The following is a 25,976-nucleotide window of genomic DNA, read 5'->3' as shown; positions in this document are numbered from 1 at the left end:
TGATGACGTGGAGACCATTCCGGACTCTACTTGATCCGCTCGAGCACGCTGACGTAGTTCGCCACCGCCGCGCCGCCCATGTTGAAGATGCCGCCGAGGACCGGATTCCTGACCTGGATGCCGCCGGCCTCCTCGCAAAGCTGCATGGCGGAGAGCGCATGCATGGACACGCCTGTCGCGCCGATCGGATGCCCCTTGGACTTGAGCCCGCCGGAGGGGTTCACCGGCAGCCGGCCGTCCCGGTTGGTCCAGCCCTCCTTGACGGCAATCGCTCCCTGCCCGCGCGGGGTGAGCCCCATCGCCTCGTATTCGATGAGCTCGGCGATCGTGAAGCAGTCATGGGTCTCGACGAAGGACAGGTCCGACAGCCGGATGCCCGCCTGATCCAGCGCCCGCCTCCAGGCTTCCGCGCAGCCCTCGAACTCCACGATGTCGCGCTTCGACATGGGCAGGAAATCCTGCGCATGGGCGGCAGCGCGGAACGCCACGGCGCGGCGCATGCGGAGCGCTGTTTCCGTGTCGGCGATCACGAGCGCGGCCGCACCGTCCGAGACGAGCGAGCAATCGGTCCGCTTCAAGGGGCCGGCCACGAAGGGATTCTTGTCGCTCTCGGCCCGGCAGAACTCGAAGCCCAGATCCTTGCGCATCTGCGCATAGGGATTATCGACTCCGTTCTTGTGATTCTTGGCGGCAATCAGCGCCAGCGCGTCGGATTGGTCGCCGTAGCGCTGGAAATACTGACCTGCGATCTTGCCGAACACTCCTGCGAAGCCGCCCTGCGTCTCGCCGTCCTCCGGCAGGTAGGAGGCCTTCAGCAGGATATTGCCGATCTCCGGGCCGGGCGTGCGGGTCATCTGCTCGACGCCTACGACCAGCACCGTCCTGGCGCGCCTGGCCTCGATGGTCTTGATAGCCTGGTGCACGGCCGCGGAACCCGTCGCGCAGGCATTCTCCACGCGGGTGGCGGGCTTGAAACGGAACCTGTCGCTCGCCTGGAACACCAGGGAGGCCGTGAACTCCTGGGGGGAGAATCCTCCGTTGAAGTGGCCGAGCACGACCTCGTCCACGTCTTCGGGCCCAATCCCGGCATGCTCGAGCGCCTCGTTGGTGACGCGGACGATAAGGCTCTCGACGTTTTCCGCGTCGAGCTTGCCGAAGGGTGTATGAGCCCATCCGACGATGCAGGCGGTCATGGGTGTCTCCTCACAGAGCTTGATTGCTGACCTAAGGTGGAATGGTTCCGGCCGTTCGGCAAGCCAGCCCTGATCTTTGGCGGAACGGCCCTTGAATTTACGGCGTGCTCGGCCTCCATGGACGCACGGAACGAATCAAGGGACCACTCCCATGCGTCTTTGTGTCTTCTGCGGCTCCAGCCCGGGCCGGGACCCTGTCTATATGGAGGCCGCCCGCCTGCTGGGTGATACTCTGGCGCGAAACGGCATCGGACTGGTTTATGGCGGCGCCTCGGTCGGTCTGATGGGGGCCGTGGCGGATGCGGTGCTGACGGAGGGAGGCCAAGTGATCGGCGTCATGCCCCAGGCGCTCGTCGACAAGGAAATCGCCCATACGGGCCTGAGCGACCTGCGGGTGGTCGGCTCCATGCACGAGCGCAAGGCGCTGATGGCCGAGCTGTCCGACGGCTTCGTCGCCCTGCCGGGCGGCCTCGGCACCTTCGAGGAACTGTTCGAGGTCTGGACCTGGGCCCAGCTCGGCTATCACAGGAAGCCCTGCGCCCTGCTCAACGTCGCGGGCTTCTACGACAGGCTCGCGGCCTTTCTCGACGGCGTGGTGGAGAGCGGCTTCGTGAAGCCCGTTCACCGCGCCATGCTGATCGTGAAGGAGGAGCCGGCGGCCCTGGTGGAGGCTATCCGCGGCTACGAGCCTCCGAAGGTCGAGAAATGGATCAGGGCGGGCGAGCGTTGATCGACATCGTCACGGCCCTCATCCGCGACGGGCAGGGCCATGTGCTGCTCGTTCGCAAGCGCGGCACGGAGAGCTTCATGCAGCCGGGCGGCAAGCGCGAACCCGGAGAGAGCGATCTGGCGGCGCTCGAGCGGGAGCTCGGCGAGGAACTCGGCTGCGCCATCGTTCCGGCCTCCGTGCGGCTGCTCGGAATCTTCGAGGCGCCCGCCGCCAACGAGCCGGGCCAGTGGGTGCGTGCTGCGGCCTATGCGGCCAGCCTCTCGGGTTCCGTCGTCTGCAGAGCCGAGATCGCTGAATTCGCCTGGGTCGATCCGCGGTCACCGGGCGAACGAAAACTCGCCCCGCTCACGCGGGACACGATCCTGCCGCTGGCCCTGGCGCTGGAGCCCTAGTCCGGTGATCCCTTAACCTGGGGCGCAATTGTTCGCGCCGCCGTGAAACAATGGCCGAGCTCTCTTGTTCTTTAAAGCGAGCGGCTCTTGCCACTCTCTTGCCATGGAGTTCGGTACAAAGAGCAGACCGGGATTGCACTGCACCACCCTCACCTAGGCAAAGCCCGGGTCTGGGCATAAGAATATAGCTCAGCTGGCAAGCGGGGCTTTAGAATCCCCTCTCCGAACGTTGCTTAGTCAAGGAGTCGTTCCGTATGAACGTTAGCCGAGCCCTTCGCGCGACCGTCTTTGCCGTTGCTGCCTTCCTGGGCGGTCAGGCGCTGGCCGCCGGCACCCCCGCCCTCGTGGTCGAGCTCGATTCGGGACGCGTTCTGCACGCGGAGCGGGCAACCGATCCATGGTATCCGGCGTCCATCACCAAGCTCATGACGACCTATGTCGCCCTGGACAAGGTGCGCTCCGGCCAGCTGAGCATGGACACCCTGCTCACGGTGAGCGACGGCGCCGCGGCGCTGCCACCGTCCAAGATGGGCTTCAAGCCGGGCACCCAGATCCGCCTCGACAACGCCCTCAAGATCATGCTGGTGAAATCGGCCAATGACGTCGCCGCAACCATCGCGGAGAATATCGCCGGCTCCATCGACGGCTTCTCGGCGCTCATGAACGCTCACGCTCAGCGGCTCGGCATGACGAGCAGTCATTTCGCCAATCCCCACGGGCTGCCCGACGAACGCAACCAGACGACTGCCCGCGACATGGCGATCCTCGCGCGTGCGCTTCTGATGGAATTTCCCGAGCATCAGGACCTGTTCCATATCGGCGCCGTCCAGTTCGGCCGCCGGATCATGCGCAACACGAACGGCCTCATCGGCCGCTATCCGGGCGCCGACGGCATGAAGACCGGCTTCATCTGCTCGTCGGGCTTCAACGTGGTAGCCACCGCCCATCGCGACGGCCGGCATCTGATCACGGTGGTGCTCGGCGCGCCCTCGGCGAATGAGCGCACGATGAAGGCCGCGGAACTGTTCGACCGCGGTTTCAACAGCAAGGTGAACTTCACGAATCCCGAGCTCGCTGCCCTGCCCGCTTCGGCCAACACCACTCCGCCGGACATGCGCCCAGTGATCTGCGACCGGCGCGGGCCGATGCCTCAGGAGGAGGACACCCCGGTCGTGGCCGAGGACAACTCGAATATTCCCAACCTCTTCTCCTCCGATGTCATGGCCTTTGCCGGCAACACCCAGAAACCCGTACGCACCGTGCTCGGGCCTCGCGCCGCCGTGCAGCCCGAACGCGTCTGGATCGGCCTGAACCCGCCCACCAGCGCCGAGCTCGCCGCCCAGGCCGCTGCGGAGGAAGCCGCCGAGAAGACCCGCCTCAACAAGAAGAAGTCTGCCGCCCGCAAGAAAAGCACCAATCAGGCTACCAAGAAGCCGGATGTGAAGCCCGTGATCGAGGACGGCGACAAGACCAAGTCCAAAGGCCGCGTCAGCGTCACCGTGAAGCCGGTGACGGGCCAGGACAAAAAGCCCACTGCTAAGAAGGACCAGAAGAAGGCCGAGGCCGCCCCGAAGGCCAAATCCTCGGCGAACTGATCGTCCTCGAGCCCCATCGCAACGCCCGGCCCCCGTGCCGGGCGTCTTGCTTGAGGCCGCCCTTGCCTGAAGCCCCTTGCATTCGCCGCTAATCCGCGCGAACGGTGTTCGTCCTAAAAAGCCACACTCCTTGACATGACGCGCTCTTCGCACGGCACCGGCCTTTTCCTCGCCATCGGCTCCGCCGGTCTCTACGGCCTGAACATCGTTTTCGCGCGGGTGGCATCCTTCGCCGGGGCCAGCGGCTCGGCCATCGTGGTCTACCGGGTGTTCCTGATGCTGGCTCTCGTGGCCATCGTGGCCTTCGTCGCAAGGCGCCCCCTCACCGTGGCGCGGGAGGAGCGCGGCGCGCTCCTTCTCCTCGGCGTTTCCAGCGCTCTCCAGGGTATCGGCTATCTGTCCTCCGTCGCCTTCATTCCCGTGACGGTCGCAGCCGTGGTGTTCTACACCTTTCCGATCCTCATCGTTCTCGCGAACCCCTTCGTGGAGAAAAAACCTCTGACACCGACGCTCGTCGGTGTCGCCGCGGTTGCAGCCGCGGGAGTCTGCCTTGTGGTCGGACCGGCTTTCACGGAGCTCGATTGGCGCGGTCTGGCGCTCGCCTTCGGTGCAAGCGTCGCCACGGCCGTTCAGTTCTTCACTGCGGCCCGCTGCACGAATACGGGAGTCGTGGCAAAGGTGTTCTGGGTGCAACTGATCGTGTTGCCCACGGCCATCCTCATCAGCCTCGTCACGGGACAGCTCGCGCCGCCGTCGGTCCTGGCCCTGGCGCCTTTCGCGGTCGCGGTGACCATTGGCGGCTATGTCGGCGGATTCGTGCTGCAGCTGGTGGCCCTCGGGCGCATCTCGGCAGTCGCGGGCGGAATCATCTTCTGCACCGAGCCCGTCGTCGCGGCCATTTGCTCGGCGCTGATCCTGAACGAGGTCCTTTCTCCCCTGCAGGTTGCGGGCGGTACCCTTGTGCTGGCCGCGATCATCGCCAATGTTTTCCTGGAACAGCGCCGCGTGAAGCACGCGCCTCTGCTTCCGGTTGCGGATTAAGCCATGACGAATGCCCCCATGACCCCTCCTCCGCCGATCCCCCTGACGATCCTCACGGGCTTTCTCGGCGCCGGAAAAACGACCCTGCTCAACCGGATGCTGAAGAGCCCCGCCTTGCAGGATACGGTCGTGATCATCAACGAATTCGGTGAAATCGGCCTCGACCATCTCCTGGTCGAAACGGTCGACGAGGGCATGGTGCTTCTTTCCGCAGGCTGCCTGTGCTGCTCCGTGCGCGGCGACCTCATCGCCACGCTGGAAGACCTCCTGCGCAAGCGCGACAATGGCCGCATCATGCCCTTCAGGCGCGTGATCATCGAGACGACGGGCCTCGCGGACCCGGCCCCCATCCTCCACGCGGTGCTCTATCACCCCTATCTGTCCATGCGTTACGCGGTGGAAGGCGTGGTGACGGTGATCGACGCTGTCAACGGCGCGCTGACCCTCGATCTGCACCGTGAAGCGGTCAAACAGGCCGCCGTCGCCGAACGGATCGTCCTCGCCAAGATGGATCTGGTCCAGGACCGGACGAGCCTTCGGGATCTGCGGGAGAGGCTACGCCAACTCAATCCGGGGGCGGCCATTCTCGAAGCCGACGCGCCCGTGGAGGACATCGTCGCGGGCGGCCTCTTCGACCTCGACGGCAAGATCGCCGATGTGGCCGGGTGGCTGAAGACGGAGGCCGTGGAGGAGGCCGAGCGCCTCAGCCACGCCCATCAGCATGCGCATCACCACCATGATGACCACGACGGTCACGATCACGGTCATCGTCATCACGACGTGAATCGCCACGACGAGCGCATCCGCGCCTTCTGCCTCACCAGCAACCAGCCGGTCCGGCAGGGCACGCTGGACATGTTCCTCGACCTGCTGCGCTCGTCGCAAGGCGCGAAGCTCCTGCGCGTGAAGGGCCTCGTCGCGCTCGCGGAGGACCCGGAGCATCCCGTTGTCATTCACGGCGTTCAGCACGTGATCCATGTACCTGCGATCCTGCCGCGCTGGCCGAGCGAGGACCGGCGCAGCCGCATCGTCTTTATCGTGGACGATCTGGAGCGGGAGACGGTGGAAAAGCTCTGGAACGCTTTCCTCGGGCGCCCCGCCGTCGATCAGCCTGACGCGGCTGCACTGTCGGACAACCCGCTCTCCCTGAGACGCTAGAGCTGTTTGGACCTGGGTGAAATCACGTCTCTTCCTTGGTGCGCCGCATTCTTTCGGCGGCGAACCGGAGCCTTTGCGGCGGCTCGAGGGCATGGCTGCAGCAATGCGGCCGGGCCCTGAACAGCCTCAGTTCACCTTCCGCTGATCGGCCGCGGGCAGGAACTCCTCCGTGAACACGCTCTCGACCGTCGGCTTTTCCTTGTAGGTGAAAGCCAGCCCGATCTGATCGAGAGCCTTGGCGAAGCGAACCTTGTCGATGCCGCCGAAGCCGTTCTCCTTCACGAAAGGAGTGAGTATGTTCTGCTCCAGCACCATCTTGAGCCGTTCGAGCTCCACGTCCTTCTTGGCGACGTCGTTGCGCTTGATCACCGCATCCACGGCGCTCTCCGGATCCTTCACCGTATCTTGCACGCCCTTCATGATTGCGCGCAGCAGTCCCTTGACCGCTTCCGGATTTTCCTTTGCGAACTTCTCCGACACGATGATGACGTTGCCGTAGAGATCGACCCCGTAGTCGCTCATGAGCAGGACCACGATATCGTCGGCGGGGACGCCGCGGGATTTCAGGTTGATGTAGGAGGACATGGCGAAGCCGAACACGGCATCCACCTCGCCCTGCGCGAGCATCGGCTCGCGGACCGGGAAGCCCACATTCTCGAACTTCATGCTGGAATCGTCGATGGTGTTGACCGCCTTGAAAATCGGCCATTGCGCGAAGGCGCCGTCCCCCGCGGGCGCCCCGAACGTCTTGCCCTGAAGGCTTGAGACTTCCTTGGTGATGCCTCGGCTCTTGCGGCCGATGATCGCGAAAGGCGGGCGATCGTACACCATCATGACCGCCTTGATATCCTTGCCGGGATTCTCGTCGCGGAAGCGTACCAGCGAGTTCACGTCGCCGAGGGCCGCATCGTAGGTGCCGGAGGCGACGCGCGAGATCGGCTCGCGGGAGCCCGATGCCGGATCGATGGTGACGTCCAGGCCCTCGGCCGCGAAGTAGCCCTTGTCGAGAGCCACGGCGAAAGGAGCCGCCGGTCCCTCCCAGCGCCAGTCGAGGGAAAACCGCACGGGGGTTTGCGCCTGCGCTGCGACGATGCCAAGAAGCACCGCAGCACCTGCCAAAAGCCCCCTGACCCACCGCGCCTTCGTCGAACGTCCCGACGCCATCACCATCACCTCTGTTGTTATGGCCCAGCTCCTTGAAAAGTTTGCCTCGCCCTGTTGCTCATGCAATCAGATCGGCAGGCAGGGTCAAGCCTGTTGCCCGGGCGAAGGCGCATTGAAGGCCGTCATCTGACATAAAATTGAGCAGCCCTCCCGTTCCGCAAGGCTCCTGACGCTTCTCGGGCGCGCTCCCAAGTTGAATCCCATCAGTGACCGGGCCCCTCTGGCAGGCGCAAGAAGCCCTGCGATCTCGGAACCGATATGGTTCAACAATGGGTTCGGTCATATGCTCGAAGTCTTGGCTTTAAGCTGGCTTGGCACGCCTTTGTGGATGTGGCTTGCCTTCCTCGGAATTGTCGTCGCTCTCCTCGTAGTCGATCCTGGCGCGCTTCATCGCAAGCACCATGAGATCGGAGTTCGCGAGAGCCTTCTCATGAGCGCCCTCTACATCAGTCTCGGCCTCGCGTTCGGCGCTTTTGTCTGGTGGTATGTCAGCCCGGAAGCGGGGATGAACTATCTAACGGGCTTTGCGGTGGAAAAGGCGCTGGCGATGGACAACGCGTTCGTCATCGCCATGATCTTCTCCTTGTTCGCCGTGCCGCGTCTCTACCAGCACCGGGTGCTGTTCTGGGGCGTTCTCGGCGTCATCGTGCTGCGCGCGATCATGATCGGCTTCGGCGCGGCGGTAATCTCCCAGTTTTCCTGGGTGCTCTATGTCTTCGCCGTGTTCCTGATCGGCACCGGCGTGACGATGCTCCCTTCTCCGGCAAGGAATGCGACATCGCGAAGAACCCGGTGATCGGCTTCATGCGCCGCCGCTTCAACGTCACCGACGAGCACCATGGCGAGCACTTCTTCGTGAAGAAGGAGCATCCGAAGGCCGGCAAGCTCGCGTGGTTCATGACCCCGCTCTTCATGGCGCTGGTGCTCGTGGAGATCGCGGACGTGATCTTCGCAGTGGACTCGGTTCCGGCGATCGTCGCCATCACGACCGATCCGTTCATCGTCTACACCTCCAACATCTTTGCGATCCTGGGGCTTCGGGCGCTGTACTTCGCGCTCGCCGCGATGGTGCATCGCTTCCACTACCTGAAGTTCGCGCTGGCCTTCGTGCTCATCTTCATCGGCTCCAAGATCCTCGTGGCCGACATGCTCGGCCTCGCCAGGATCCCGGCCCCTGTCTCGCTCGGCATCACCTTCGCCATTCTCGCGACCGGTGTCCTCTGGAGTCTCTGGAGGACGCGTGACGAAGTGCAGGAAAGCGTACAGGAAGGCGACCGGCTGACGCATCCACCTCGTCATCCCCGCCTGCAAGGCGACGCCCCTCGAAGAAAGGCATGGCCGGGCCGCCCCGGTCATGCCGCGTCGCCGGTTCAGACCGGCAGCATGCCGTCGCTTTTGACCTCCTCCATCACGGCATAGGTGCGGGTTTCCTTGACGCCAGGCAATGCGAGCAGGATCTCGCCGAGGAAGTGGCGATAGGCTCCCATATCGGCGACGCGCGTTTTCACCAGGTAGTCGAAGCCTCCCGCCACCATGTGGCATTCGAGAACCTCCGGCGCGCGTTTGACGGCTCCTGCAAACTTCTCGAAGACGTCCGGGGTCGTCTTGTCGAGGGAAACCTCCACGAAGACCAGGAGCTCCAGACCGAGGCGGTGCGGGTCGAGCCTCGCCCCGAAGCCGGCGATGTAGCCCTCCCGCTGCAGCCGCTTCATCCGGTCGCCCGTGGAGGTGGGCGAAAGGCCGATCTTCTCGGCCAGATCCACCGTGGAAATGCGTCCATCCTGCTGCAGGAGCTTCAGGATCTTCCGATCGATCCGGTCAATTTCCGTCATTTCAACGCCTTTAAGCCGCTCTTGGCGACCAACTTAAGGCAAAGGCTTCAATATCGCCATCGAAACACGGCAGCGAGCCCTGTATAGTCCTAAAAAACCTTCCGAGGCCCTCATGACCTTCAATCCCCGCATTGCCCCCGCCTTCAACCCGCCCTTCGCCGAGGACGACAAGGCCATCGCCGCCCGGCTTCTCGCGAGCTCCCGCCTCTCTCCTGAACGCGAGCGCCGTATCGACGAGCGCGCCACCCGCCTGATCCAGGCCATCCGCGCCAAGGGCGGCGGGCTTGGCGGCGTCGAGGAGATGCTGCGGGAATATGCGCTCTCCACCAAGGAGGGCCTGGCGCTCATGGTCCTGGCGGAAGCCCTGCTGCGCGTTCCGGACGCCGCTACCGCCGACAAGCTCATCGAGGACAAGCTCGGTCAGGCGGATTTCGCCGGCCACGAGGCGAAATCCGAGGCCTTTCTGGTTTCGGCCTCGGCCTGGGCGCTCGGGATCACGGCCCGGGTGATCCAGCCCGGCGAGACGCCGGAGAGCATCCTGGGCCAGCTCACGAAGCGCATCGGCCTTCCCGCCGTGCGGACCGCCACCCGTCAGGCCATGCGGGTCATGGGCAACCATTTCGTGCTGGGCCAGACCATCGAGGAGGCGTTGAAGCGCGCCACCTCCTCCAAGGGCCGGATCTACCGCTATTCCTTCGACATGCTGGGCGAAGGAGCCCGCACGGCGGAGGATGCGCACCGCTACTTCGAGTCCTATGCGTCCGCCATCGACGCCATCGGCCGCTCGGCGGGCAACGAGCCGCTGCCGAACCGGCCGGGCATCTCCGTGAAGCTCTCCGCGCTCCATCCCCGCTACGAGGCGACGAGCCGCGAACGGGTCATGCGCGAGCTCGTGCCGCTCGTGATCGAGCTTGCCCAAAAGGCCAAATCCTACGACCTCAACTTCACAATCGATGCGGAGGAGGCGGACCGCCTCGAACTCTCTCTCGAGGTGATCGAGGCCGTGATCGCGGATCCGTCGCTGGCGGCCTGGAAGGGCTTCGGCCTGGCCATCCAGGCGTATCAGAAGCGCGCGGGCTCCGTGATCGACTCGATCGCGGCCATGGCCGAGAAGTACGATCGCCAGATGATGGTGCGCCTCGTCAAGGGCGCCTACTGGGATACGGAGGTAAAGCGCGCGCAGGAGCGCGGGCTCGACGATTACCCGGTCTTCACCCGCAAGGCCATGACAGATCTGCACTATATGACCTGCGCCGAGAAGATGCTCTCGCTTCGTCCGCGCATCTATCCGCAGTTCGCGACCCATAATGCGCTCACCGTCGCCTCCATCATCGAGCGCGCGGGCGGCACGGAGGGCTACGAGTTCCAGCGCCTGCACGGCATGGGCGAGGCGCTCTATGCACGCCTGCTGGAGGACAATCCGGGTCTGGCCTGCCGCGCCTATGCGCCGGTCGGCGGCCACCGCGACCTGCTCGCCTATCTCGTCCGCCGCCTGCTCGAGAACGGTGCGAATTCATCCTTCGTGTCCGTTGCGGCCGATCCCGGCGTCCCGGTCGAGGCCTTGCTCAAGCGCCCTGCCGACATCATCGTCTCCGCCGATCAAGCCCGCCACCCGAAGCTTCCGCTGCCGCGCGATCTCTATGGATCGGAACGCGCCAACTCGAAGGGGGTCGAGTTCGGCCACCGGGCTTCGCTCGAAGCGCTGCTCGGCGAGATCAGGAAGGCGGCACCGCAGAGCTTTCGCGCCGATCCGCTGATCGACGGCAAGGCCGTTTCGGGAGAAACGCGTTCGGTCGTCAGCCCCATCGACGGCGCGACCATTGTCGGCCAGGTGACGGAGGCGACGTCCGAGACCGTCGACCGCGCCATGGCCGCGGCCCGCGCCGGCTTCGGCTCCTGGAGCCGGACGGATGCCGAGACCCGCGCGAAGGCGCTGGAGCGCACGGCCGACTTGCTCGAAGAGCGCCGCGGCGCGCTGCTCTACCTGCTGCAGACCGAGGCCGGCAAAACGCTCGACGACGCGCTCTCGGAAGTGCGCGAGGCGGTGGATTTCTGCCGCTATTACGCCGTGCAGGGCCGCACCCTGTTCGGCTCCGGCGAAGCGATGCCGGGTCCGACCGGCGAGAGCAACGTGCTGCGTCTTCGCGGACGCGGCGTGTTCGTGGCGATCTCGCCCTGGAACTTCCCGCTCGCGATCTTCCTCGGGCAGGTGAGCGCAGCCCTGATGGCGGGCAACGCTGTCGTCGCGAAACCCGCCGAGCAGACGCCGCTGATCGCCGGCATGGCGGTGCGCATCCTGCATGAGGCGGGTGTTGCCGCAACAGCTCTGCATCTCGTGCCCGGCGACGGGCGCATCGGCGCGCGCCTCGTCGAGCACAGGGATGTGGCCGGCGTCGTCTTCACGGGCTCCACGGAAGTGGCGCGAATCATCAATCGCACCCTGGCGAACAAGGACGCTGCCATCGTCCCGCTGATCGCGGAGACCGGCGGCATCAACGCGATGATCGTCGATGCGACGGCACTGCCGGAGCAGGTGGCGGACGACGTGACGATGTCGGCCTTCCGTTCGGCGGGCCAGCGCTGCTCTGCCCTGCGGCTCTTGTACGTGCAGGAGGACGTAGCCGATCGCATGATCGAGATGATCGCGGGCAACGCGCGGGAGCTGAAGCTCGGTGATCCCCGCGATGTCTCGGTTCATGTCGGTCCGGTGATCGACCGGGAGGCGAAGGACAAGCTCGATGCGCACATTGCTGCCATGACGGCCCGGGCGAAGGTGCATTATGCGGGAACCGCCCCTGCCTCCGGCACTTTCGTGGCTCCGCATGTCTTCGAACTCAACAAGCCGCACGATCTGGCACAGGAAGTGTTCGGCCCGGTGCTGCACGTGGTGCGCTACAGGGCCAATCGCTTCGAGGAGGTGATCCAGGCCATCGAGGGCACGGGTTATGGCCTGACGCTCGGCGTTCACTCGCGCATCGATGCCACAGTGAACCGCGTCGTCGATGCGTTGTCGGTGGGCAACGTCTATGTGAACCGCAACATGATCGGCGCCGTGGTGGGCGTGCAGCCGTTCGGCGGCCACGGTCTCTCCGGCACCGGACCCAAGGCCGGCGGCCCGCACTATCTCCTTCGCTTCGCCACCGAGCAGACCGTGACGATCAACACGGCTGCCGCAGGGGGCAATGCGAACCTGATCGCGATGGGCGAGTGACGACGGGCTTGTCACCCCTCTTGTTGCTGCATCGTGCTGAAATGCGTGCTCACCGGCCTTGTGCCGGTGATCCCGTCCAGGAATGCCACCTCCTTTTTGGCCGAGTTGGCCAGGACGCTGCGCGTCCATGACGTGAGGAGGGGCATCACCCTGTGGGGAAGGAATAGCGGCGCACTTTCTCCCAAGGCCCGCCGCGATACCACCAGAGGTCCAATCCGATTCCCGTGGCCTCGAAGGGCACGAAGGCAGCGGTGAGCTCGGCCAGCAGCGCCCTCGCGGCTTGCGGATCGACGTTGTTCTGCACCGTGACATGCGGCTGATGCTTCTGCCGGTCCTGCGGGGTCAGCCACTGCGCCCACTCTCTCGCGAAGGAGCTCCGCAGAGCCGCAAGTTCGACGGAATGCAGGACATAGGCGACCCCACGACCGAGGGAGCGCAGGCTCGTCACCTGGAGTGGAAAGCAGCCCTGGACGGAGCACCTTTGCGCAATCACCTCCTGAATGCTCTCGAGCTGATCGCCCGGCAGATGATGAAACAGGGTCAGATGGGCGGGGATGAAGTTCCGCTCGGGCGGGAAGGATCGCCGCCTCTGCGCGTCGAAGAAGGCGAAGGAGTGCTCGTCGAGGGCGAGCGTGAGGATCAGCGGCGCAATGCGGGTCATGAAAAGAAAAACCCGGCTCGTGGCCGGGTTGTTTCCGATCAGTAGTTCAGCGCCGCCTTGGCCTCGCGCAGCTGCGCGATTGCCGATTCGGCCGCGTGCTTGGCGGCCGGGTCGTTCGTGGCGTCATAGGCCATCTCGGCCTGGAGGATTTCCTTGTCGAGGATTTCCTGCGTCAGCTCCTCGGCGGGAAGAGCGCGCTCGGCGAGAACGGTCAGGCCGTTCTGGTTGATGTCGGCGAACCCGCCGCGCACCAGAACCCGGCGGCCGTTGCCGGGATTGCTCGTGATGACGAGAAAGCCGGTCTTGAGGGTCGTCATCATCGGCGCGTGGCCGGAAAGAACCGTCATGTCGCCTTCGCTCGCAGGCAGGACGACGGCATCAACGGCGCCTGAGAACAGTACGCGCTCGGGAGAGACGAGTTCGAAGTTGAAGGTGGCCATCTGAGCTTCTCGTCATCCGTCCGCTCCGTGGGAGCGGCCCGGGATCATGGGAGACGGTCTTGGAAAGGCAGGTCCCGGGGCGTGCTGACGGCACGCTCCGGGACAAGCGCTAAGGTTCAATTAGGCCGCTTCGGCCGCGAGGCGCTGGGCCTTTTCGATGGCTTCCTCGATAGTGCCGACCATGTAGAAGGCAGCCTCGGGGAGGTGATCGTAGTCGCCGTTCACGAGACCCTTGAAGCCCTTGATGGTGTCCTCAAGCGCGACGAGCTTGCCGGGCGATCCGGTGAACACTTCCGCCACATGGAAAGGCTGGGAGAGGAAGCGCTCGATCTTGCGGGCGCGGGCGACGGTGAGCTTGTCCTCTTCGGAGAGCTCGTCCATGCCCAGGATCGCGATGATGTCCTGGAGGGCCTTGTAGCGCTGCAGCACCTGCTGGACCTGACGGGCGACGTTGTAGTGCTCCTCGCCGACGATGGCGGCGGAGAGCATGCGCGAGGTCGAGTCGAGCGGGTCCACGGCCGGATAGATGCCCTTCTCGGCGATCGAGCGCGACAGCACGGTCGTGGCGTCGAGGTGGGCGAAGGAGGTGGCCGGAGCCGGGTCGGTCAGGTCGTCGGCGGGCACGTAGATGGCCTGCACCGAGGTGATCGAGCCCTTCGTGGTGGTTGTGATGCGCTCCTGCAGGGCGCCCATGTCGGTGGCGAGCGTCGGCTGGTAGCCCACGGCCGAGGGAATGCGGCCGAGAAGCGCCGAAACCTCGGAGCCTGCCTGGGTGAAGCGGAAGATGTTGTCCACGAAGAACAGCACGTCCTGGCCCTGGTCGCGGAAGTGCTCGGCGACGGTGAGACCGGTCAGGGCGACGCGGGCGCGGGCGCCCGGGGGCTCGTTCATCTGACCGTACACGAGGGCGCACTTGGAGCCTGCGGCCGAGCCGTTGTTCTCGCGCGGGTCGACGTTCACGCGTGACTCGATCATCTCGTGATAGAGATCGTTGCCCTCGCGGGTGCGCTCGCCGACGCCGGCGAACACGGAGTAGCCGCCGTGCGCCTTAGCGACGTTGTTGATGAGCTCCATGATGAGCACGGTCTTGCCGACGCCCGCGCCTCCGAAGAGGCCGATCTTGCCGCCCTTGGCGTAGGGGGCGAGCAGGTCGACGACCTTGATGCCCGTGACGAGGATCTGACCCTCGGTGGATTGCTCGGCGTAGGACGGAGCCGGCTGGTGGATGGCGCGTGCGGACTCACCGGTGATCGGTCCGGCCTCGTCCACCGGCTCGCCGATGACGTTCATGATGCGGCCGAGGGTGGCGGCGCCGACGGGCACGGAGATGGGAGCGCCAGTGTCGGTGACCTCCTGGCCGCGAACCAGACCCTCGGAGGTGTCCATGGCGATGCAGCGCACGGTGTTCTCGCCGAGCTGCTGGGCGACCTCGAGCACCAGGCGGTTGCCCTGGTTGGTCGTCTCGAGGGCGTTGAGGATCTCCGGCAGATGGCCGTCGAACTGCACGTCGACGACGGCGCCGATGACCTGCGTGATGTGGCCGGCCTTCTTGCCGGCAGTAGCGGTGTTAGCCATGTGAGGCTCCTCTCGGATTCGTCAGAGCGCCTCGGCGCCCGAAATGATTTCGATCAGTTCCTTGGTGATCATCGCCTGACGCGACCGGTTGTAGGTCTGCGTCTGCTTCTTGATCATCTCGCCCGCGTTGCGGGTCGCGTTGTCCATGGCGCTCATGCGGGCGCCCTGCTCGGAGGCGGCGTTCTCGAGAAGCGCGCGGAAGATCTGCACGGTGAGGTTCCGCGGCAGAAGCGTCGCGAGAATCTCGCCTTCCTCAGGCTCATACTCGTAGACAGCATCCGACGAAGCGCCGGTCGTTTCGATCTGGGCCGGGATGATCTGCTGCGCGGTCGGGATCTGCGCGATCACCGAACGGAAGCGCGAGTAGAACAGGGTGGCCACGTCGAATTCGCCGGCCTCGAAGAGGCCGAGCACCTTCTGCGCGATCATGTCTCCCTGCTCGAATCCGATCTGGCGCACGGAGCGGAGATCGATCAGCTCGATGATGTGCTGTCCGAACTGGCGGCGGAGAATGTCGTGGCCCTTCTTGCCCACGCAGATGATCTTGACCGTCTTGCCTTCGGCGAGAAGCCGGTTGGCGTGATCGCGAGCCAGGCGCGCGATCGAGGAGTTGAATGCGCCGCACAGGCCTCGCTCAGCCGTGCAGACGATCAGAAGATGCACCTGATCGGCACCCGTGCCGGCGAGCAGGCGCGGCGTCTCGGGTCCGACCGTGATGCCGGACGCGAGATTGCCGAGCACCACGGCCATACGCTCTGCGTAGGGACGCGCGGCTTCCGCCGCTGTCTGCGCGCGGCGCAGCTTCGCGGCGGCGACCATCTGCATGGCCTTGGTGATCTTCTGCGTCGCCTTGACCGAGGCGATGCGGTTACGAAGGTCTTTCAAGCTCGGCATCGAGCGGCCCTACCCTCTCCGGAGTTCCGGCTGGATCTTACGAGAACGACTTGGCGAAGGTCTGGACGACGTCCTTGAGCTTCGCTTCGGTGTCGCTCGACAGGTCCTTGGAAGCGCGGATCGATTCCAGGATGTCGGCGTGCTTGCCGCGCAGGGTGGCGAGCAGGCCGTCTTCGAAAGCGCGCACGCGGTTGAGCGGCAGGTTGTCGAGATAGCCGTTGACGCCGGCATAGATCACGGCGACCTGCTCCTCCATCTTCAGCGGCGAGAACTGCGGCTGCTTCAGGAGTTCGGTCAGGCGCGAGCCACGGTTCAGCAGGCGCTGCGTGGTGGCGTCGAGATCGGAGCCGAACTGGGCGAAGGCCGCCATCTCGCGGTACTGCGCCAGCTCGCCCTTGATCTTGCCCGCGACCTTCTTCATCGCCTTCGTCTGGGCCGAGGAGCCCACGCGCGACACGGAGAGGCCGACGTTCACCGCAGGGCGAATGCCCTGGTAGAACAGGTCCGTCTCGAGGAAGATCTGGCCGTCGGTGATGGAGATCACGTTGGTCGGGATGTAGGCGGACACGTCGTTGGCCTGCGTCTCGATGACCGGCAGAGCGGTGAGCGAGCCGGCGCCGTTGTCGTCGTTGAGCTTCGCAGCGCGCTCCAGCAGGCGGGAATGCAGGTAGAACACGTCGCCCGGGTAAGCCTCGCGGCCCGGAGGACGGCGCAGCAGCAGCGACATCTGGCGGTAGGCGACAGCCTGCTTGGACAGGTCGTCATACACGATCACGGCATGCATGCCGTTGTCGCGGAAGAACTCGCCCATGGCGCAACCGGAGAACGGTGCCAGGAACTGCATCGGGGCCGGGTCGGAGGCGGTGGCGGCGACGACGATGGAGTATTCCAGCGCGCCGTTGTCCTCGAGGGCCTTCACGAACTGGGCGACGGTGGAGCGCTTCTGGCCCACGGCGACGTACACGCAATACAGCTTCTGCGACTCGTCGTTGCCCTGGTTCAGCGGCTTCTGGTTCAGGATCGTGTCGAGAGCAATCGCGGTCTTGCCGGTCTGACGGTCGCCGATGATCAGCTCGCGCTGGCCGCGGCCGACAGGAATGAGGGCGTCGATGGCCTTGAGGCCGGTCGCCATCGGCTCGTGCACCGACTTGCGCGGAATGATGCCGGGAGCCTTCACGTCGACGCGGCGACGCTCGGTGGACTGGATCGGGCCCTTGCCGTCGATCGGGTTGCCCAGCGCGTCGACGACGCGGCCGAGGAGCCCCTTGCCGACCGGCACGTCCACGATGGCGCCCGTGCGCTTCACGGTCTGGCCTTCGGCGATCTCACGGTCGGAGCCGAAGATCACGACGCCGACATTGTCGGTTTCGAGGTTGAGGGCCATGCCGCGCACGCCGCTCTCGAATTCGACCATCTCGCCGGCCTGGACCTTGTCGAGGCCATAGCAACGGGCGATACCGTCACCGACGGACAGGACCTGACCGACTTCGGTGACTTCAGCTTCTGTACCGAAGTTCTTGATCTGCTCTTTGAGGATCGCGGAGATCTCAGCGGCTCGAATGTCCATCAGCGGACCTCTTTCATCGCTAGACGAATGGAATTGAGTTTGGTGCGCACCGAGGCATCCACCATGCGGGAGCCCATCTTCACGATGAGGCCGCCGATGAGGCTCGGGTCGATCTTGACGTCGACGGCGACGTCAGCCTTGGCGACGTCGCGCAGCGCCGCCTTGATTTCGTTGAGGACGGCGTCCGACGGAGATTCCGCCAGGATCACCTGCGCCCGGACGATGCCCTTCGCGTCGGACACGAGATCCTGATAGGCGCGGATCATGTCCGGAAGGGCGAAGAGGCGACGCTTGGACGCCACGAGGCGGATGAAATTGCCCGCCAGGCCCGAAAAGCCGGCCTTCGTCAGGAGGACGTCGATCGCGCGGGACTGCTCTTCCGCCGTGAAAACAGGGTTACGGATCAGGCGCTGCAGGTCTTCGCTGCCCCGGATCATGCCTTCGAAGCGGCCGAGGTCGCCGGCGACGGCATCCACGGCATTGGCCTCCCGAGCGAGCTCGAACAGCGCCGATGCGTAGCGCAACGCTACGCCCGACAGGAGGGGTCCTTCATGCGAACCGCTTTGCGCCACGTAATCGTCTCTCTCAAGTTACGGGTTTCACACCGGCGAGCCTTGAAGCAAGCTGTCGGGAATCCCGTCGGGTCGATGGAAGTGAGCCTTAGGCGGGACCGTATCCGCCCGCAGGCGGGGGTGCACTAGCATGGGTTTTCCCGGGACGCAAGGCGAGCTGGACCAGGAGCGCCCTCTAAAAGTTCGGCGAAACCGCTCGGGCATTCAGTCTCCCAGCTCCAGGACGGCGACCTCGCAATTGCCGAGGTAACGGCCGGTGAGCCGGCTGAAGAAGGTGCCGTGCCCCACGACCGCGATCATCCGTTCCGGCCGGCCCTGGAGCCAGCGCCGGAACTGCTCGACCCGGCCTTCGAAGACATGGCCGGGCTCGTAGACGAAGCCGCGCGGGTCCGCCTCTCCCTCGTTGTGCCACCAGATCTCGTCCAGGTGATCGAAGGCGAGGTGAGGAAACTCCTGCCTGAGAAGGGATGGGGCGCGTCCCACGTCGCAGCTGCTCTCCAGGTGCTCCCGGTGGAGGCATTCCACATGGATCGGCGGCGCGGCGGGATGATCGCCGAACAGCCCCAGGGTGGTCTGGATCGCGCGGGTGAGCGGGGACGTGATGACGAGTTCGTAAGGGTACCGACGCAGTTCCCGGGCCCGCTCCTGAACCTGCCTGCGGCCAAGCTCGGTGAGGGGCGCATCGAAATGCAGCGGGTCCTCGCCGGTCTCGGCGAAATGGGCGTTGAAGGTGGATTGGCCGTGACGGATGCAGTGAACGATCTTGGGCATGGGGTCCTCGGTAGAACATCCGGCCCGAAAGGGGAATCCACTTTCGGAGCGATCCGGGGGACGCCCCGCCGACGAGCGCCTCGCCCCGGATGAGGTACTCCGCCGCAGATCGGCTTTTGTGCCCTTGAGAAGCCGGAGCCGGCCTCCATCCTTAACGAGTGGTTGATTCGATGAGGCTCCGATGCGCCTGTTCGCCACCTTCACCCTGCTCTCCCTGAGCCTGTTCTGGAGCTATCCCCTGTTGGCGCCCCTCGCTCCGCAGATCGAGAGGACCGTCCGATCCAAGGTCGCGCCCGCGGCGCGTGGCGGCGAGCCCGTCCTCGTGCTCGCGCCGAAGAACGTGCGGGTGCCGTCCGGAGAGACCGTCGCCGCAGGCCTCACAGAAAGCTCTGAGGATCCACGTCCACAGTGACCCGGATGTTGCCCCTTGCCTTCGGACAGCGGGCCAGCCAGGAGCGCAGATATCCCTGGAGGTCGACCTCCCGTTCCGTCTTCACCAGAAGTCTGTAGCGGTAACGCCCCCGGATCAGGGCGAGCGGCGCCTCGGCGGGGCCGAGCACCATGACTCCGGGCGGCGGTTCGGTCACCATGGCCATGGCCCGGGCATGGACCTCGGCCGCCTCGCGCTCCTCCGCCGATATGATCAGCGAGGCGAGCCGCCCGAAGGGGGGCAGCCCCGCCATCTCGCGGACGCGGGTCTCCTCCTCGTAAAACCGCTCTGCATCGCCGGAAACCAGGGCGGCGATGACGGGATGGTCCGGCTGCCAAGTCTGGACGAGGGCCCTCCCCGGCTTTTCGCCGCGCCCGGCGCGGCCCGTGACCTGCTGCAGCATCTGGAAGGTGCGCTCGGCGGCGCGCGGGTCGCCAGAGGTGAGGCCGATATCGGCGTCCAGCACGCCTACGAGGGTCATGAGCGGGAAGTTGTGGCCCTTCGCCACGAGCTGCGTGCCGATGACGATGTCGACCTCGCCCGCCGCGATCGCCGCCAACTCCGCGCGCAGCCGCTCGGTGCCACCGGGAAAATCGCTGGAGAGCACGATGGATCGCTTGTCCGGAAAGAGCTCCGCCACCTCCTCGGCGATGCGTTCCACGCCGGGACCGCAGGGCACCAGCGAATCGAGGCTGCCGCATTCCACGCAGGCCTGCGGCGTGCGCTCCACATGGCCGCAATGATGGCACACGAGGGCGCGCCGGAACCGGTGCTCCACGAGCCAGGCCGAGCAGTTCGGACATTCGTAGCGATGGGCGCAGGCGCGGCAGAGGGTAAGCGGCGCGTAGCCGCGCCGGTTGAGAAAGAGCAGCGCCTGCTCTCCTCGACCCACGGTCTCCTCCACGGAAGTGACGAGCGTCGGCGAGAGCCAGCGGCCCTTCGGGATCGTCTCCCGCCGCAGGTCAATGGCGCGGATCCGAGGCATGGAGCGCCCGCCGAAGCGCTCCGGCAGCTTTACGTGCCGGTAGCGCCCGCGCTCCACGTTGACGCGGCTCTCGATGGAGGGCGTGGCCGAGGCCAGCACCACCATGGCATTTTCGATCTTGCCCCGCACCACCGCCATGTCGCGGGCATGATAATGCACGCCGTCGTCCTGCTTGTAGGCGGTCTCGTGCTCCTCGTCGACGATGATGAGCGCCAGATCCGCGTAAGGCAGGAACAGCGCCGAGCGCGCACCCGCCACCACCTTGACCTCGCCTGAGGCGATGGCCGCGTAGAGCCGCTCGCGCTTGCGGCCCGTCACCCCTGAATGCCAAGTGGCGGGCTTCACGCCGAAGCGCGCTGCGAAACGGTCAAGGAACTGCGCGGTGAGAGCAATCTCCGGCATCAGAATGAGGGCCTGCCGGCCCTGGCGCACGGCTTCGGCCACCGCCTCGAAATAGACCTCCGTCTTGCCGGAACCCGTGACGCCTTCGAGCAGGATCACGGGCGGATGCTCGCCGCGCATGGCGCCGACGATCTCGCCCGCCGCCTCGCGCTGGCCGTCGGAGAGCTCCGTGTCGCCGAAATCGGGGTTCGGCAGCCCGGCCACCGGCTCCTGGAGCAAGGCCAATGTCTCGATCACGCCCTCGTCGATCAGCCCGTCGATGACGCTGTTGCTGACGCCGGCCGCGTGCGCGAGCTCGCTCTTCAAGCGCACGATCCCGTCCTGCGCGGCTTCGATCACCTTCTGGCGCGCGGGCGTCATGCGCCTGGGCCGGTCGACGGTGAGTCTGACGCCCACGCGCACGACCTCCGTCCGGTCCGGATCCGGGAATTTCAGGCTCATGGCAAGGGCCGAGCCCTTGGGCGACAGCGTGTACCAGGAGACCCAGTCGATGAACCTGCGCATCTCGGACGACAGGTTCGGCCCCTCGAGGACGCCCGTCACCTTCTTGAAATTGGCGCCCTGCCCCTCCCGCAGGCTCCAGACGACGCCCGCCACCTCGCGGGTCGCGAGCGGCACCTGCACCACGTCGCCCTCCTCGAGCGAGAGGCCATCCGGCACGGCGTAGGAATAGGCCGTGTCCAGCGCCAGCGGGATGAGGACATCGGCGATGCGGCTTGTCATTTGAAAGGAGTTAACCTGTGGCTGCTACTCTGTCTGCCCCCTTGCATATAGCGGCAGCATGTCAAAGAGCGAAATGTCCGGCGGCGCACCTGAAGACAGCCTCGACCTCGTCCTGCCCGGCGCGGCGGATACGCGCCGGGAGATGATGGCATGGCTCAACGGGCTTGCGAAGGAACGCAGACTCTCGCCCAAGACCGTGGAGGCCTATGCCCGGGACCTGCGGCAGTTCCTGACCTTTCTGACCGAGCATCTCGGCGAGCCGCCGAGCGTCAAGGACGTTCTGGGCCTGAAGCCCCTCGACATCCGTTCCTTTCTCGCCGCGCGACGCATGAAGGCGGTGGGGAGCCGGTCCCTCATGCGTCAGCTCTCGGCGCTTCGCTCGTTCGCCCGTTATCTGGAACGGGAAGGCCACGGCACGGCCTCGGCCTTCGCGGCGATTCGCAGCCCAAAGGCCGACAGGAATCTTCCGCGCCCCCTCTCCGCCTCCTCCGCCGTGGCGGTGACGAACAAGGAGGCGCGCGCGTCCGAGGACCGCAAACCATGGATCCTGGCGCGCGATGCCGCCGTCCTTTCCCTGCTCTACGGCGCGGGCCTGCGCATATCCGAGGCGCTCGGCCTCCAGCGCCGTGACGCGCCGGTCAACGGCGTCGATTCGATCACCGTGACCGGCAAGGGCGGCAAGGTGCGCAGCGTTCCCGTGCTTCCGGCGATTCAGCGGGCGCTGGAGGAGTATCTGCACCTCTGCCCCTATGCGATCCCGCCGGAAGGTCCGCTCTTCGTCGGCGCGCGCGGCGGTCCGCTATCGCCACGCATCATTCAGCTCGCGGTGGAGGAGTTGCGTGGCGCCCTGGGCCTGCCCGACAGCGCGACGCCTCATGCCCTGCGCCATTCCTTCGCCACCCATCTTCTCGCCAGGGGCGGCGATCTGCGCGGCATCCAGGAACTGCTGGGCCACGCGTCGCTTTCGACGACGCAGCTCTATACGAAGGTGGATGCGGCACGGCTGATGGACGCCTTCAATGCCGCGCATCCCAGGGCACGGGTGAAGTAGGCTCCGGGTTCCGCGCCGGTGATGACGTGAGAGAGGGTATGGAGCGATGAGGGCAACCTACGCCGTCATGGCTACTTTCTGTCATGGCTGTCTCTGGATCTGATCCGGGGATCAGTTCCGGCCTTCGCCGGGACGGCGGGTTTACTCCGCGGGCACCACGGCCTGCGCCAGGAGCTGGCGCGCGGCGGGGCCGATATCGCCCTTGGTCCAGTGGGGACGGCAGACGGAGACATAGCGGCTCTCGCCACCGATCTCGATGACGGTGCCGGACCGCACGGGCTCCCCGTTGGGATCGAACTTCAGGATCATCGTGGCCTTGCGGCCGCAATGACAGAGCTGCTTGATCTCCTGGAAATCGTCGGCCAGCGCCATCATCGCCGCGATCGCGTCGCTGAACAACGCGCCGTAGACGTTGTTCTTGAGACCATAGGCCATCACCGGAATGCCGAGTTCGTCGACGATCCGGGCGAGTTGGCGAACCTGGTCCGCCGTCATGAACTGCACCTCGTCGATGAGGACCACAGTCACCTTCTTCTTGCCGTGCTCGGCCGCCACGATGTCGTCGACGGCGTCGTTCTTCCTCAGGACCGTCGCATCCGCTTCGATGCCGATGCGCGATCTCACCTTGCCGACGCCGAAGCGGTCGTCGATGGGGCTTGAGAACAGCAGCACGTGGCCGCCGTTCTCGATGTAGTTGTGACGAACCTGCAGGAGATGCGTCGTCTTGCCCGCGTTCATCACCGAGTAGAGGAAGTGAAGTTTGGCCATGAATCCATATCACATATGGATGGCGCGCTTCTCCACTGCGAGCGCCGCTTCCTTCACAGCTTCCGCGAGGGTCGGATGTGCATGGCAGGTGCGGGCCATGTCCTCCGACGACGCGCCGAACTCCATGGCGATGGCAGCCTCGTGGATGAGGTTGCCCGCCTCGGGGCCGATGATGTGCACGCCGAGGACCTTGTCGGTCGAGGCATCCGCCAGAATCTTCACGAAGCCGTCCGTGGTGCGGTTGACCTTCGCGCGGCCGTTCGCCGTGAAGGGGAACTTGCCGGCGTTGTAGGCGACGCCCGCGCTCTTCAGCTCTTCCTCGGTCTTGCCGACGGAAGCGACCTCCGGGAACGTGTAGACGACGCTCGGGATCACGTCGTAGTTCACGTGGCCGGCCTTGCCGGCGAGGATCTCGGCCAGCGCGACGCCCTCGTCCTCGGCCTTGTGGGCGAGCATGGGGCCCGCGATCACGTCGCCGATGGCATAGATGCCGGTGATGTTGGTCGCGAAATGCTCGTCCGTTTGAATCCGCCCGCGGCTGTCGAGCTGAACGCCCACATGTTCGAGGCCGAGTCCCTGCGTGTAGGGCACGCGGCCTACCGCCACGAGCACGACATCCGCCTCGATGGTCTCCGCGGCGCCGCCGGCGGCGGGCTCGTAGGTGAGCGTGGCGCCCTTTCCGGTCGTCTCGACGCCGGTGACCTTCGCTCCGAGCTTGAACGCGAAGCCCTGCTTGGACAGGATTCGCTGGAAGTTCTTGGCGACCTCGCCATCCATGCCGGGCAGGATGCGGTCGAGATATTCCACCACCGTGACCTCGGCGCCGAGGCGGCGCCATACGGAGCCGAGCTCCAGGCCGATGACTCCGGCGCCGATGACCACGAGGCGCCTCGGCACGCTCTCGAGTTCGAGGGCGCCGGTGGAGGACACCACCACCTTCTCGTCGATCTCGATGCCGGGCAGGCGCGTCACGTCCGAGCCGGTGGCGATGAGAATGTTCTTGGTCTCCAGGATCTGGTTGGAGCCGTCCTCCGACGTCACCTCGACCTGGCCGACGGCTGCGATGCGTCCGGTGCCTTGGAAAGCGTCGATCTTGTTCTTCTTGAGCAGAAACTCGACGCCCTTCGTGTTGCCGTCGACGCCTTCCTGCTTGAAGGACTGCATCTTCTTCAGATCGAGCGTCGGCGCGGCGACGCCGATGCCGAGATGCTCGAAGTGATCGCGCGCGTCCTCGAACATGTGCGAGGCATGGAGCAGCGCCTTCGAGGGAATGCAGCCGACGTTGAGGCAGGTGCCACCGTGGGTCTTGCGCTTTTCGACCACGGCGGTCTTGAGGCCGAGCTGCGCGGCCCGGATGGCGGCCACGTAGCCGCCCGGGCCGGTGCCGATGACGATGAGATCGTAGGACATGGGAGTCATCCCCTTGGACGTCATGCCGGGCTTGTCCCGGCCATCCACTTGTTGCGGCGGCCGCCCGGCTGAGAAGGCGTGGATGCCCGGCGTGAGGCCGGGCTTGAGCAGGTGTTTCGCTTACAGGTCGAGAACGAGGCGGGCCGGATCTTCCAGGGCTTCCTTGATCCGCACGAGGAAGGTCACGGCCTCCTTGCCGTCGACGATGCGGTGATCGTAGGAGAGCGCGAGATACATCATCGGACGCACGACCACCTGCCCGTTGCGGACCACCGGGCGCTCCTCGATGCGGTGCATCCCGAGAATGCCGGATTGAGGCGCGTTGAGGATGGGCGTCGACATGAGCGAGCCGTAGATGCCGCCGTTGGTGATGGTGAAGGTGCCACCCTGCATCTCGTCGATGCCGAGCTTGCCGTCGCGGGCGCGGCGGCCGAAATCGGCGATGGTCTTCTCGATGCCGGCGATCGAGAGCAGATCCGCGTCGCGCACCACCGGAACCACGAGACCCTTCTCGGTGCCGACCGCGATGCCGATATGATAGTAATTCTTGTAGACGAGGTCGGTGCCGTCGATCTCCGCGTTGACAGCAGGAATGTCCTTCAACGCCTGGATCACGGCCTTGGTGAAGAAGCCCATGAAGCCGAGCTTGGTGCCGTGCTTCTTCTCGAAGATGTCCTTGTACTGGCTGCGCAGCGACATGACCGCGCTCATGTCCACATCGTTGAACGTGGTGAGCATCGCGGCGGTGTTCTGCGCATCCTTGAGGCGGCGCGCGATGGTCTGGCGCAGCTTCGTCATCTTCACACGCTCCTCACGCTCGGCATCGACCGGAGCGGAGGGGGCGCGGGCGGAGACCGGCGCGGCGGGCGCGGGAGCGGCAGCGGCGCCGGTCGCGATGGCGGCCAGCATGTCGCCCTTGGTCACGCGGCCGTCCTTGCCGGTGCCGCCGACATTCGCCGGGCTCACGCCGCTCTCGGCCGCGAGCCGCGCCACGGCAGGGCCGTGATCCTTGGCGGCGCCCGGAGCCGCCGGAGCGGGGGCAGCGGGAGCCGGGGCCGGAGCGGCCTTGGGAGCCTCCGCCTTGGGGGCTGAGGCGGGAGCGGCAGCGGCCGCGCCGCCCTCGACGATGGAGCCGAGCACCGCACCGGGGGACACCGTCTCGCCGTCCTGGGCGACGATCTCTCCCAGCGTGCCGCTCGCGGGCGCATTGACCTCGAGGGTGACCTTGTCGGTTTCGAGCTCGAGAACGGGCTCGTCGGCCTTGACGGCATCGCCGGGCTTCTTGAACCAGCGGCCGATGGTGGCCTCTGAAACGGATTCGCCGAGAGTGGGTACGCGGATTTCGGTTGCCATGATCGTTCTAGTCTTTGTCTGAGCTGTTTGAGGCCCGGGGAAAGGAGTGAGAGCCTTC

General features: G+C 65.6%; 22 protein-coding genes and 1 pseudogene. 9 read left to right on the top strand and 14 right to left on the bottom strand.

Annotated elements, in window-relative coordinates:
- Window positions 1–26: 26 nt before the first annotated feature.
- The gene (locus tag GR328_RS07115; RefSeq protein ID WP_160883829.1) at window positions 27–1,193 is read right to left on the bottom strand and encodes an acetyl-CoA acetyltransferase; all 1,167 of its coding nucleotides are present in this window, start codon (window positions 1,191–1,193) and stop codon (window positions 27–29) included.
- Window positions 1,194–1,344: 151 nt separating this feature from the next.
- Here GR328_RS07115 and GR328_RS07110 point away from each other — a divergent pair, with 151 nt between their 5' ends.
- The 5 genes from GR328_RS07110 (at window position 1,345) to GR328_RS07090 (ending at window position 6,109) form a co-directional block, all read left to right on the top strand.
- Window positions 1,345–1,923, top strand: coding sequence for an LOG family protein (locus GR328_RS07110; protein WP_160883828.1), 579 nt, complete (start codon window positions 1,345–1,347; stop codon window positions 1,921–1,923).
- Window positions 1,920–2,315 carry an NUDIX hydrolase gene (locus GR328_RS07105; RefSeq protein ID WP_246215741.1) on the top strand — a complete coding sequence of 132 codons (396 nt, stop codon included), beginning with the start codon at window positions 1,920–1,922 and terminating at the stop codon, window positions 2,313–2,315. Before GR328_RS07110 ends, GR328_RS07105 begins: the two co-directional genes overlap by 4 nt.
- A gap of 254 nt (window positions 2,316–2,569) precedes the next feature.
- Window positions 2,570–3,910, top strand: coding sequence for a D-alanyl-D-alanine carboxypeptidase family protein (locus GR328_RS07100; protein WP_160883826.1), 1,341 nt, complete (start codon window positions 2,570–2,572; stop codon window positions 3,908–3,910).
- Window positions 3,911–4,045: 135 nt separating this feature from the next.
- Window positions 4,046–4,951, top strand: a complete 906-nt coding sequence (locus GR328_RS07095) for a DMT family transporter (protein WP_160883825.1) — start codon at window positions 4,046–4,048, stop codon at window positions 4,949–4,951.
- 3 nt (window positions 4,952–4,954) lie between these two features.
- Window positions 4,955–6,109: a CobW family GTP-binding protein gene (locus tag GR328_RS07090; protein ID WP_160883824.1), complete on the top strand. Its 1,155-nt coding sequence runs from the start codon at window positions 4,955–4,957 to the stop codon at window positions 6,107–6,109.
- A 126-nt stretch (window positions 6,110–6,235) separates the two neighbouring features.
- On the opposite strand, the gene GR328_RS07085 is transcribed toward GR328_RS07090, so the two are convergent.
- Window positions 6,236–7,273 (bottom strand): ABC transporter substrate-binding protein, encoded by a 1,038-nt coding sequence (locus GR328_RS07085; RefSeq protein WP_170304110.1) that lies wholly within the window; start codon window positions 7,271–7,273, stop codon window positions 6,236–6,238.
- 283 nt (window positions 7,274–7,556) lie between these two features.
- On the opposite strand from GR328_RS07085, the pseudogene GR328_RS07080 reads away from it, so the two are divergent.
- Window positions 7,557–8,527: pseudogene (locus GR328_RS07080) on the top strand (TerC family protein); the annotation flags it as partial.
- A 116-nt stretch (window positions 8,528–8,643) separates the two neighbouring features.
- Here GR328_RS07080 and GR328_RS07075 read toward each other — a convergent pair.
- Window positions 8,644–9,105: an Lrp/AsnC ligand binding domain-containing protein gene (locus GR328_RS07075; RefSeq protein WP_160883822.1), complete on the bottom strand. Its 462-nt coding sequence runs from the start codon at window positions 9,103–9,105 to the stop codon at window positions 8,644–8,646.
- Between the two features lie 112 nt (window positions 9,106–9,217).
- On the opposite strand from GR328_RS07075, the gene putA reads away from it, so the two are divergent.
- Window positions 9,218–12,316 carry a bifunctional proline dehydrogenase/L-glutamate gamma-semialdehyde dehydrogenase PutA gene (putA, locus tag GR328_RS07070; protein ID WP_160883821.1) on the top strand — a complete coding sequence of 1,033 codons (3,099 nt, stop codon included), beginning with the start codon at window positions 9,218–9,220 and terminating at the stop codon, window positions 12,314–12,316.
- Window positions 12,317–12,461: 145 nt separating this feature from the next.
- Here the strand turns inward: putA and GR328_RS07065 are convergent, their stop codons facing one another.
- From GR328_RS07065 to GR328_RS07035, 7 genes are all read right to left on the bottom strand, one after another.
- Complete coding sequence (locus GR328_RS07065; RefSeq protein ID WP_160883820.1) at window positions 12,462–12,977, bottom strand: 2'-5' RNA ligase family protein; 516 nt, start codon at window positions 12,975–12,977, stop codon at window positions 12,462–12,464.
- 38 nt (window positions 12,978–13,015) lie between these two features.
- Window positions 13,016–13,417 carry a F0F1 ATP synthase subunit epsilon gene (locus GR328_RS07060; protein WP_160883819.1) on the bottom strand — a complete coding sequence of 134 codons (402 nt, stop codon included), beginning with the start codon at window positions 13,415–13,417 and terminating at the stop codon, window positions 13,016–13,018.
- A gap of 120 nt (window positions 13,418–13,537) precedes the next feature.
- On the bottom strand, window positions 13,538–14,992 hold the full coding sequence (gene atpD, locus GR328_RS07055; RefSeq protein ID WP_160883818.1) for a F0F1 ATP synthase subunit beta: 1,455 nt from the start codon (window positions 14,990–14,992) through the stop codon (window positions 13,538–13,540).
- Window positions 14,993–15,013: 21 nt separating this feature from the next.
- Window positions 15,014–15,886, bottom strand: coding sequence for a F0F1 ATP synthase subunit gamma (locus GR328_RS07050; RefSeq protein WP_160883817.1), 873 nt, complete (start codon window positions 15,884–15,886; stop codon window positions 15,014–15,016).
- A 37-nt stretch (window positions 15,887–15,923) separates the two neighbouring features.
- On the bottom strand, window positions 15,924–17,453 hold the full coding sequence (gene atpA, locus GR328_RS07045) for a F0F1 ATP synthase subunit alpha (RefSeq protein WP_160883816.1): 1,530 nt from the start codon (window positions 17,451–17,453) through the stop codon (window positions 15,924–15,926).
- Complete coding sequence (locus GR328_RS07040; RefSeq protein ID WP_160883815.1) at window positions 17,453–18,025, bottom strand: F0F1 ATP synthase subunit delta; 573 nt, start codon at window positions 18,023–18,025, stop codon at window positions 17,453–17,455. Before GR328_RS07040 ends, atpA begins: the two co-directional genes overlap by 1 nt.
- 204 nt (window positions 18,026–18,229) lie before the next feature.
- A complete protein-coding gene (locus tag GR328_RS07035; protein WP_160883814.1) occupies window positions 18,230–18,796 on the bottom strand; it encodes a histidine phosphatase family protein in 567 nt (188 codons plus the stop codon).
- 181 nt (window positions 18,797–18,977) lie between these two features.
- On the opposite strand from GR328_RS07035, the gene GR328_RS07030 reads away from it, so the two are divergent.
- Window positions 18,978–19,208, top strand: coding sequence for a hypothetical protein (locus GR328_RS07030; protein ID WP_160883813.1), 231 nt, complete (start codon window positions 18,978–18,980; stop codon window positions 19,206–19,208).
- Here GR328_RS07030 and GR328_RS07025 read toward each other — a convergent pair.
- Window positions 19,174–21,336, bottom strand: coding sequence for a primosomal protein N' (locus tag GR328_RS07025; protein ID WP_160883812.1), 2,163 nt, complete (start codon window positions 21,334–21,336; stop codon window positions 19,174–19,176). The two genes, GR328_RS07030 and GR328_RS07025, sit on opposite strands and share 35 nt — an antisense overlap.
- 58 nt (window positions 21,337–21,394) lie before the next feature.
- Between GR328_RS07025 and GR328_RS07020 the strand changes: the two genes are divergently transcribed.
- Window positions 21,395–22,387: a tyrosine recombinase XerC gene (locus GR328_RS07020; protein WP_246215740.1), complete on the top strand. Its 993-nt coding sequence runs from the start codon at window positions 21,395–21,397 to the stop codon at window positions 22,385–22,387.
- Between the two features lie 141 nt (window positions 22,388–22,528).
- On the opposite strand, the gene GR328_RS07015 is transcribed toward GR328_RS07020, so the two are convergent.
- The 3 genes from GR328_RS07015 to odhB all read right to left on the bottom strand — a co-directional run bounded on the left by GR328_RS07015 (window position 22,529) and on the right by odhB (window position 25,918).
- Entirely contained in the window at window positions 22,529–23,155 is a 627-nt protein-coding gene (locus GR328_RS07015) for a thymidine kinase (protein ID WP_160883811.1), read from the bottom strand.
- A 9-nt stretch (window positions 23,156–23,164) separates the two neighbouring features.
- Window positions 23,165–24,565 carry a dihydrolipoyl dehydrogenase gene (gene lpdA, locus GR328_RS07010; protein WP_160883810.1) on the bottom strand — a complete coding sequence of 467 codons (1,401 nt, stop codon included), beginning with the start codon at window positions 24,563–24,565 and terminating at the stop codon, window positions 23,165–23,167.
- Between the two features lie 120 nt (window positions 24,566–24,685).
- Window positions 24,686–25,918: a 2-oxoglutarate dehydrogenase complex dihydrolipoyllysine-residue succinyltransferase gene (gene odhB / locus GR328_RS07005; protein ID WP_160883809.1), complete on the bottom strand. Its 1,233-nt coding sequence runs from the start codon at window positions 25,916–25,918 to the stop codon at window positions 24,686–24,688.
- Window positions 25,919–25,976: the final 58 nt, after the last annotated feature.

The organism is Microvirga makkahensis, assembly GCF_009830105.1.
Classification (GTDB): domain Bacteria; phylum Pseudomonadota; class Alphaproteobacteria; order Rhizobiales; family Beijerinckiaceae; genus Microvirga; species Microvirga makkahensis.
Note: the sequence above shows the minus strand (reverse complement) of the source record. Positions and strands in the feature narration are given on the sequence as shown.

Coding starts and splice junctions, on each gene's coding strand:
- GR328_RS07115 (WP_160883829.1), bottom strand. CDS start 1,193: ATGACCGCCTGCATCGTCGGATGGGCTCATACACCCTTCGGCAAGCTC.
- GR328_RS07110 (WP_160883828.1), top strand. CDS start 1,345: ATGCGTCTTTGTGTCTTCTGCGGCTCCAGCCCGGGCCGGGACCCTGTC.
- GR328_RS07100 (WP_160883826.1), top strand. CDS start 2,570: ATGAACGTTAGCCGAGCCCTTCGCGCGACCGTCTTTGCCGTTGCTGCC.
- GR328_RS07095 (WP_160883825.1), top strand. CDS start 4,046: ATGACGCGCTCTTCGCACGGCACCGGCCTTTTCCTCGCCATCGGCTCC.
- GR328_RS07090 (WP_160883824.1), top strand. CDS start 4,955: ATGACGAATGCCCCCATGACCCCTCCTCCGCCGATCCCCCTGACGATC.
- GR328_RS07085 (WP_170304110.1), bottom strand. CDS start 7,273: ATGGCGTCGGGACGTTCGACGAAGGCGCGGTGGGTCAGGGGGCTTTTG.
- GR328_RS07075 (WP_160883822.1), bottom strand. CDS start 9,105: ATGACGGAAATTGACCGGATCGATCGGAAGATCCTGAAGCTCCTGCAG.
- putA (WP_160883821.1), top strand. CDS start 9,218: ATGACCTTCAATCCCCGCATTGCCCCCGCCTTCAACCCGCCCTTCGCC.
- GR328_RS07065 (WP_160883820.1), bottom strand. CDS start 12,977: ATGACCCGCATTGCGCCGCTGATCCTCACGCTCGCCCTCGACGAGCAC.
- GR328_RS07060 (WP_160883819.1), bottom strand. CDS start 13,417: ATGGCCACCTTCAACTTCGAACTCGTCTCTCCCGAGCGCGTACTGTTC.
- atpD (WP_160883818.1), bottom strand. CDS start 14,992: ATGGCTAACACCGCTACTGCCGGCAAGAAGGCCGGCCACATCACGCAG.
- GR328_RS07050 (WP_160883817.1), bottom strand. CDS start 15,886: ATGCCGAGCTTGAAAGACCTTCGTAACCGCATCGCCTCGGTCAAGGCG.
- atpA (WP_160883816.1), bottom strand. CDS start 17,453: ATGGACATTCGAGCCGCTGAGATCTCCGCGATCCTCAAAGAGCAGATC.
- GR328_RS07035 (WP_160883814.1), bottom strand. CDS start 18,796: ATGCCCAAGATCGTTCACTGCATCCGTCACGGCCAATCCACCTTCAAC.
- GR328_RS07030 (WP_160883813.1), top strand. CDS start 18,978: ATGCGCCTGTTCGCCACCTTCACCCTGCTCTCCCTGAGCCTGTTCTGG.
- GR328_RS07025 (WP_160883812.1), bottom strand. CDS start 21,336: ATGACAAGCCGCATCGCCGATGTCCTCATCCCGCTGGCGCTGGACACG.
- GR328_RS07020 (WP_246215740.1), top strand. CDS start 21,395: ATGTCAAAGAGCGAAATGTCCGGCGGCGCACCTGAAGACAGCCTCGAC.
- GR328_RS07015 (WP_160883811.1), bottom strand. CDS start 23,155: ATGGCCAAACTTCACTTCCTCTACTCGGTGATGAACGCGGGCAAGACG.
- lpdA (WP_160883810.1), bottom strand. CDS start 24,565: ATGTCCTACGATCTCATCGTCATCGGCACCGGCCCGGGCGGCTACGTG.
- odhB (WP_160883809.1), bottom strand. CDS start 25,918: ATGGCAACCGAAATCCGCGTACCCACTCTCGGCGAATCCGTTTCAGAG.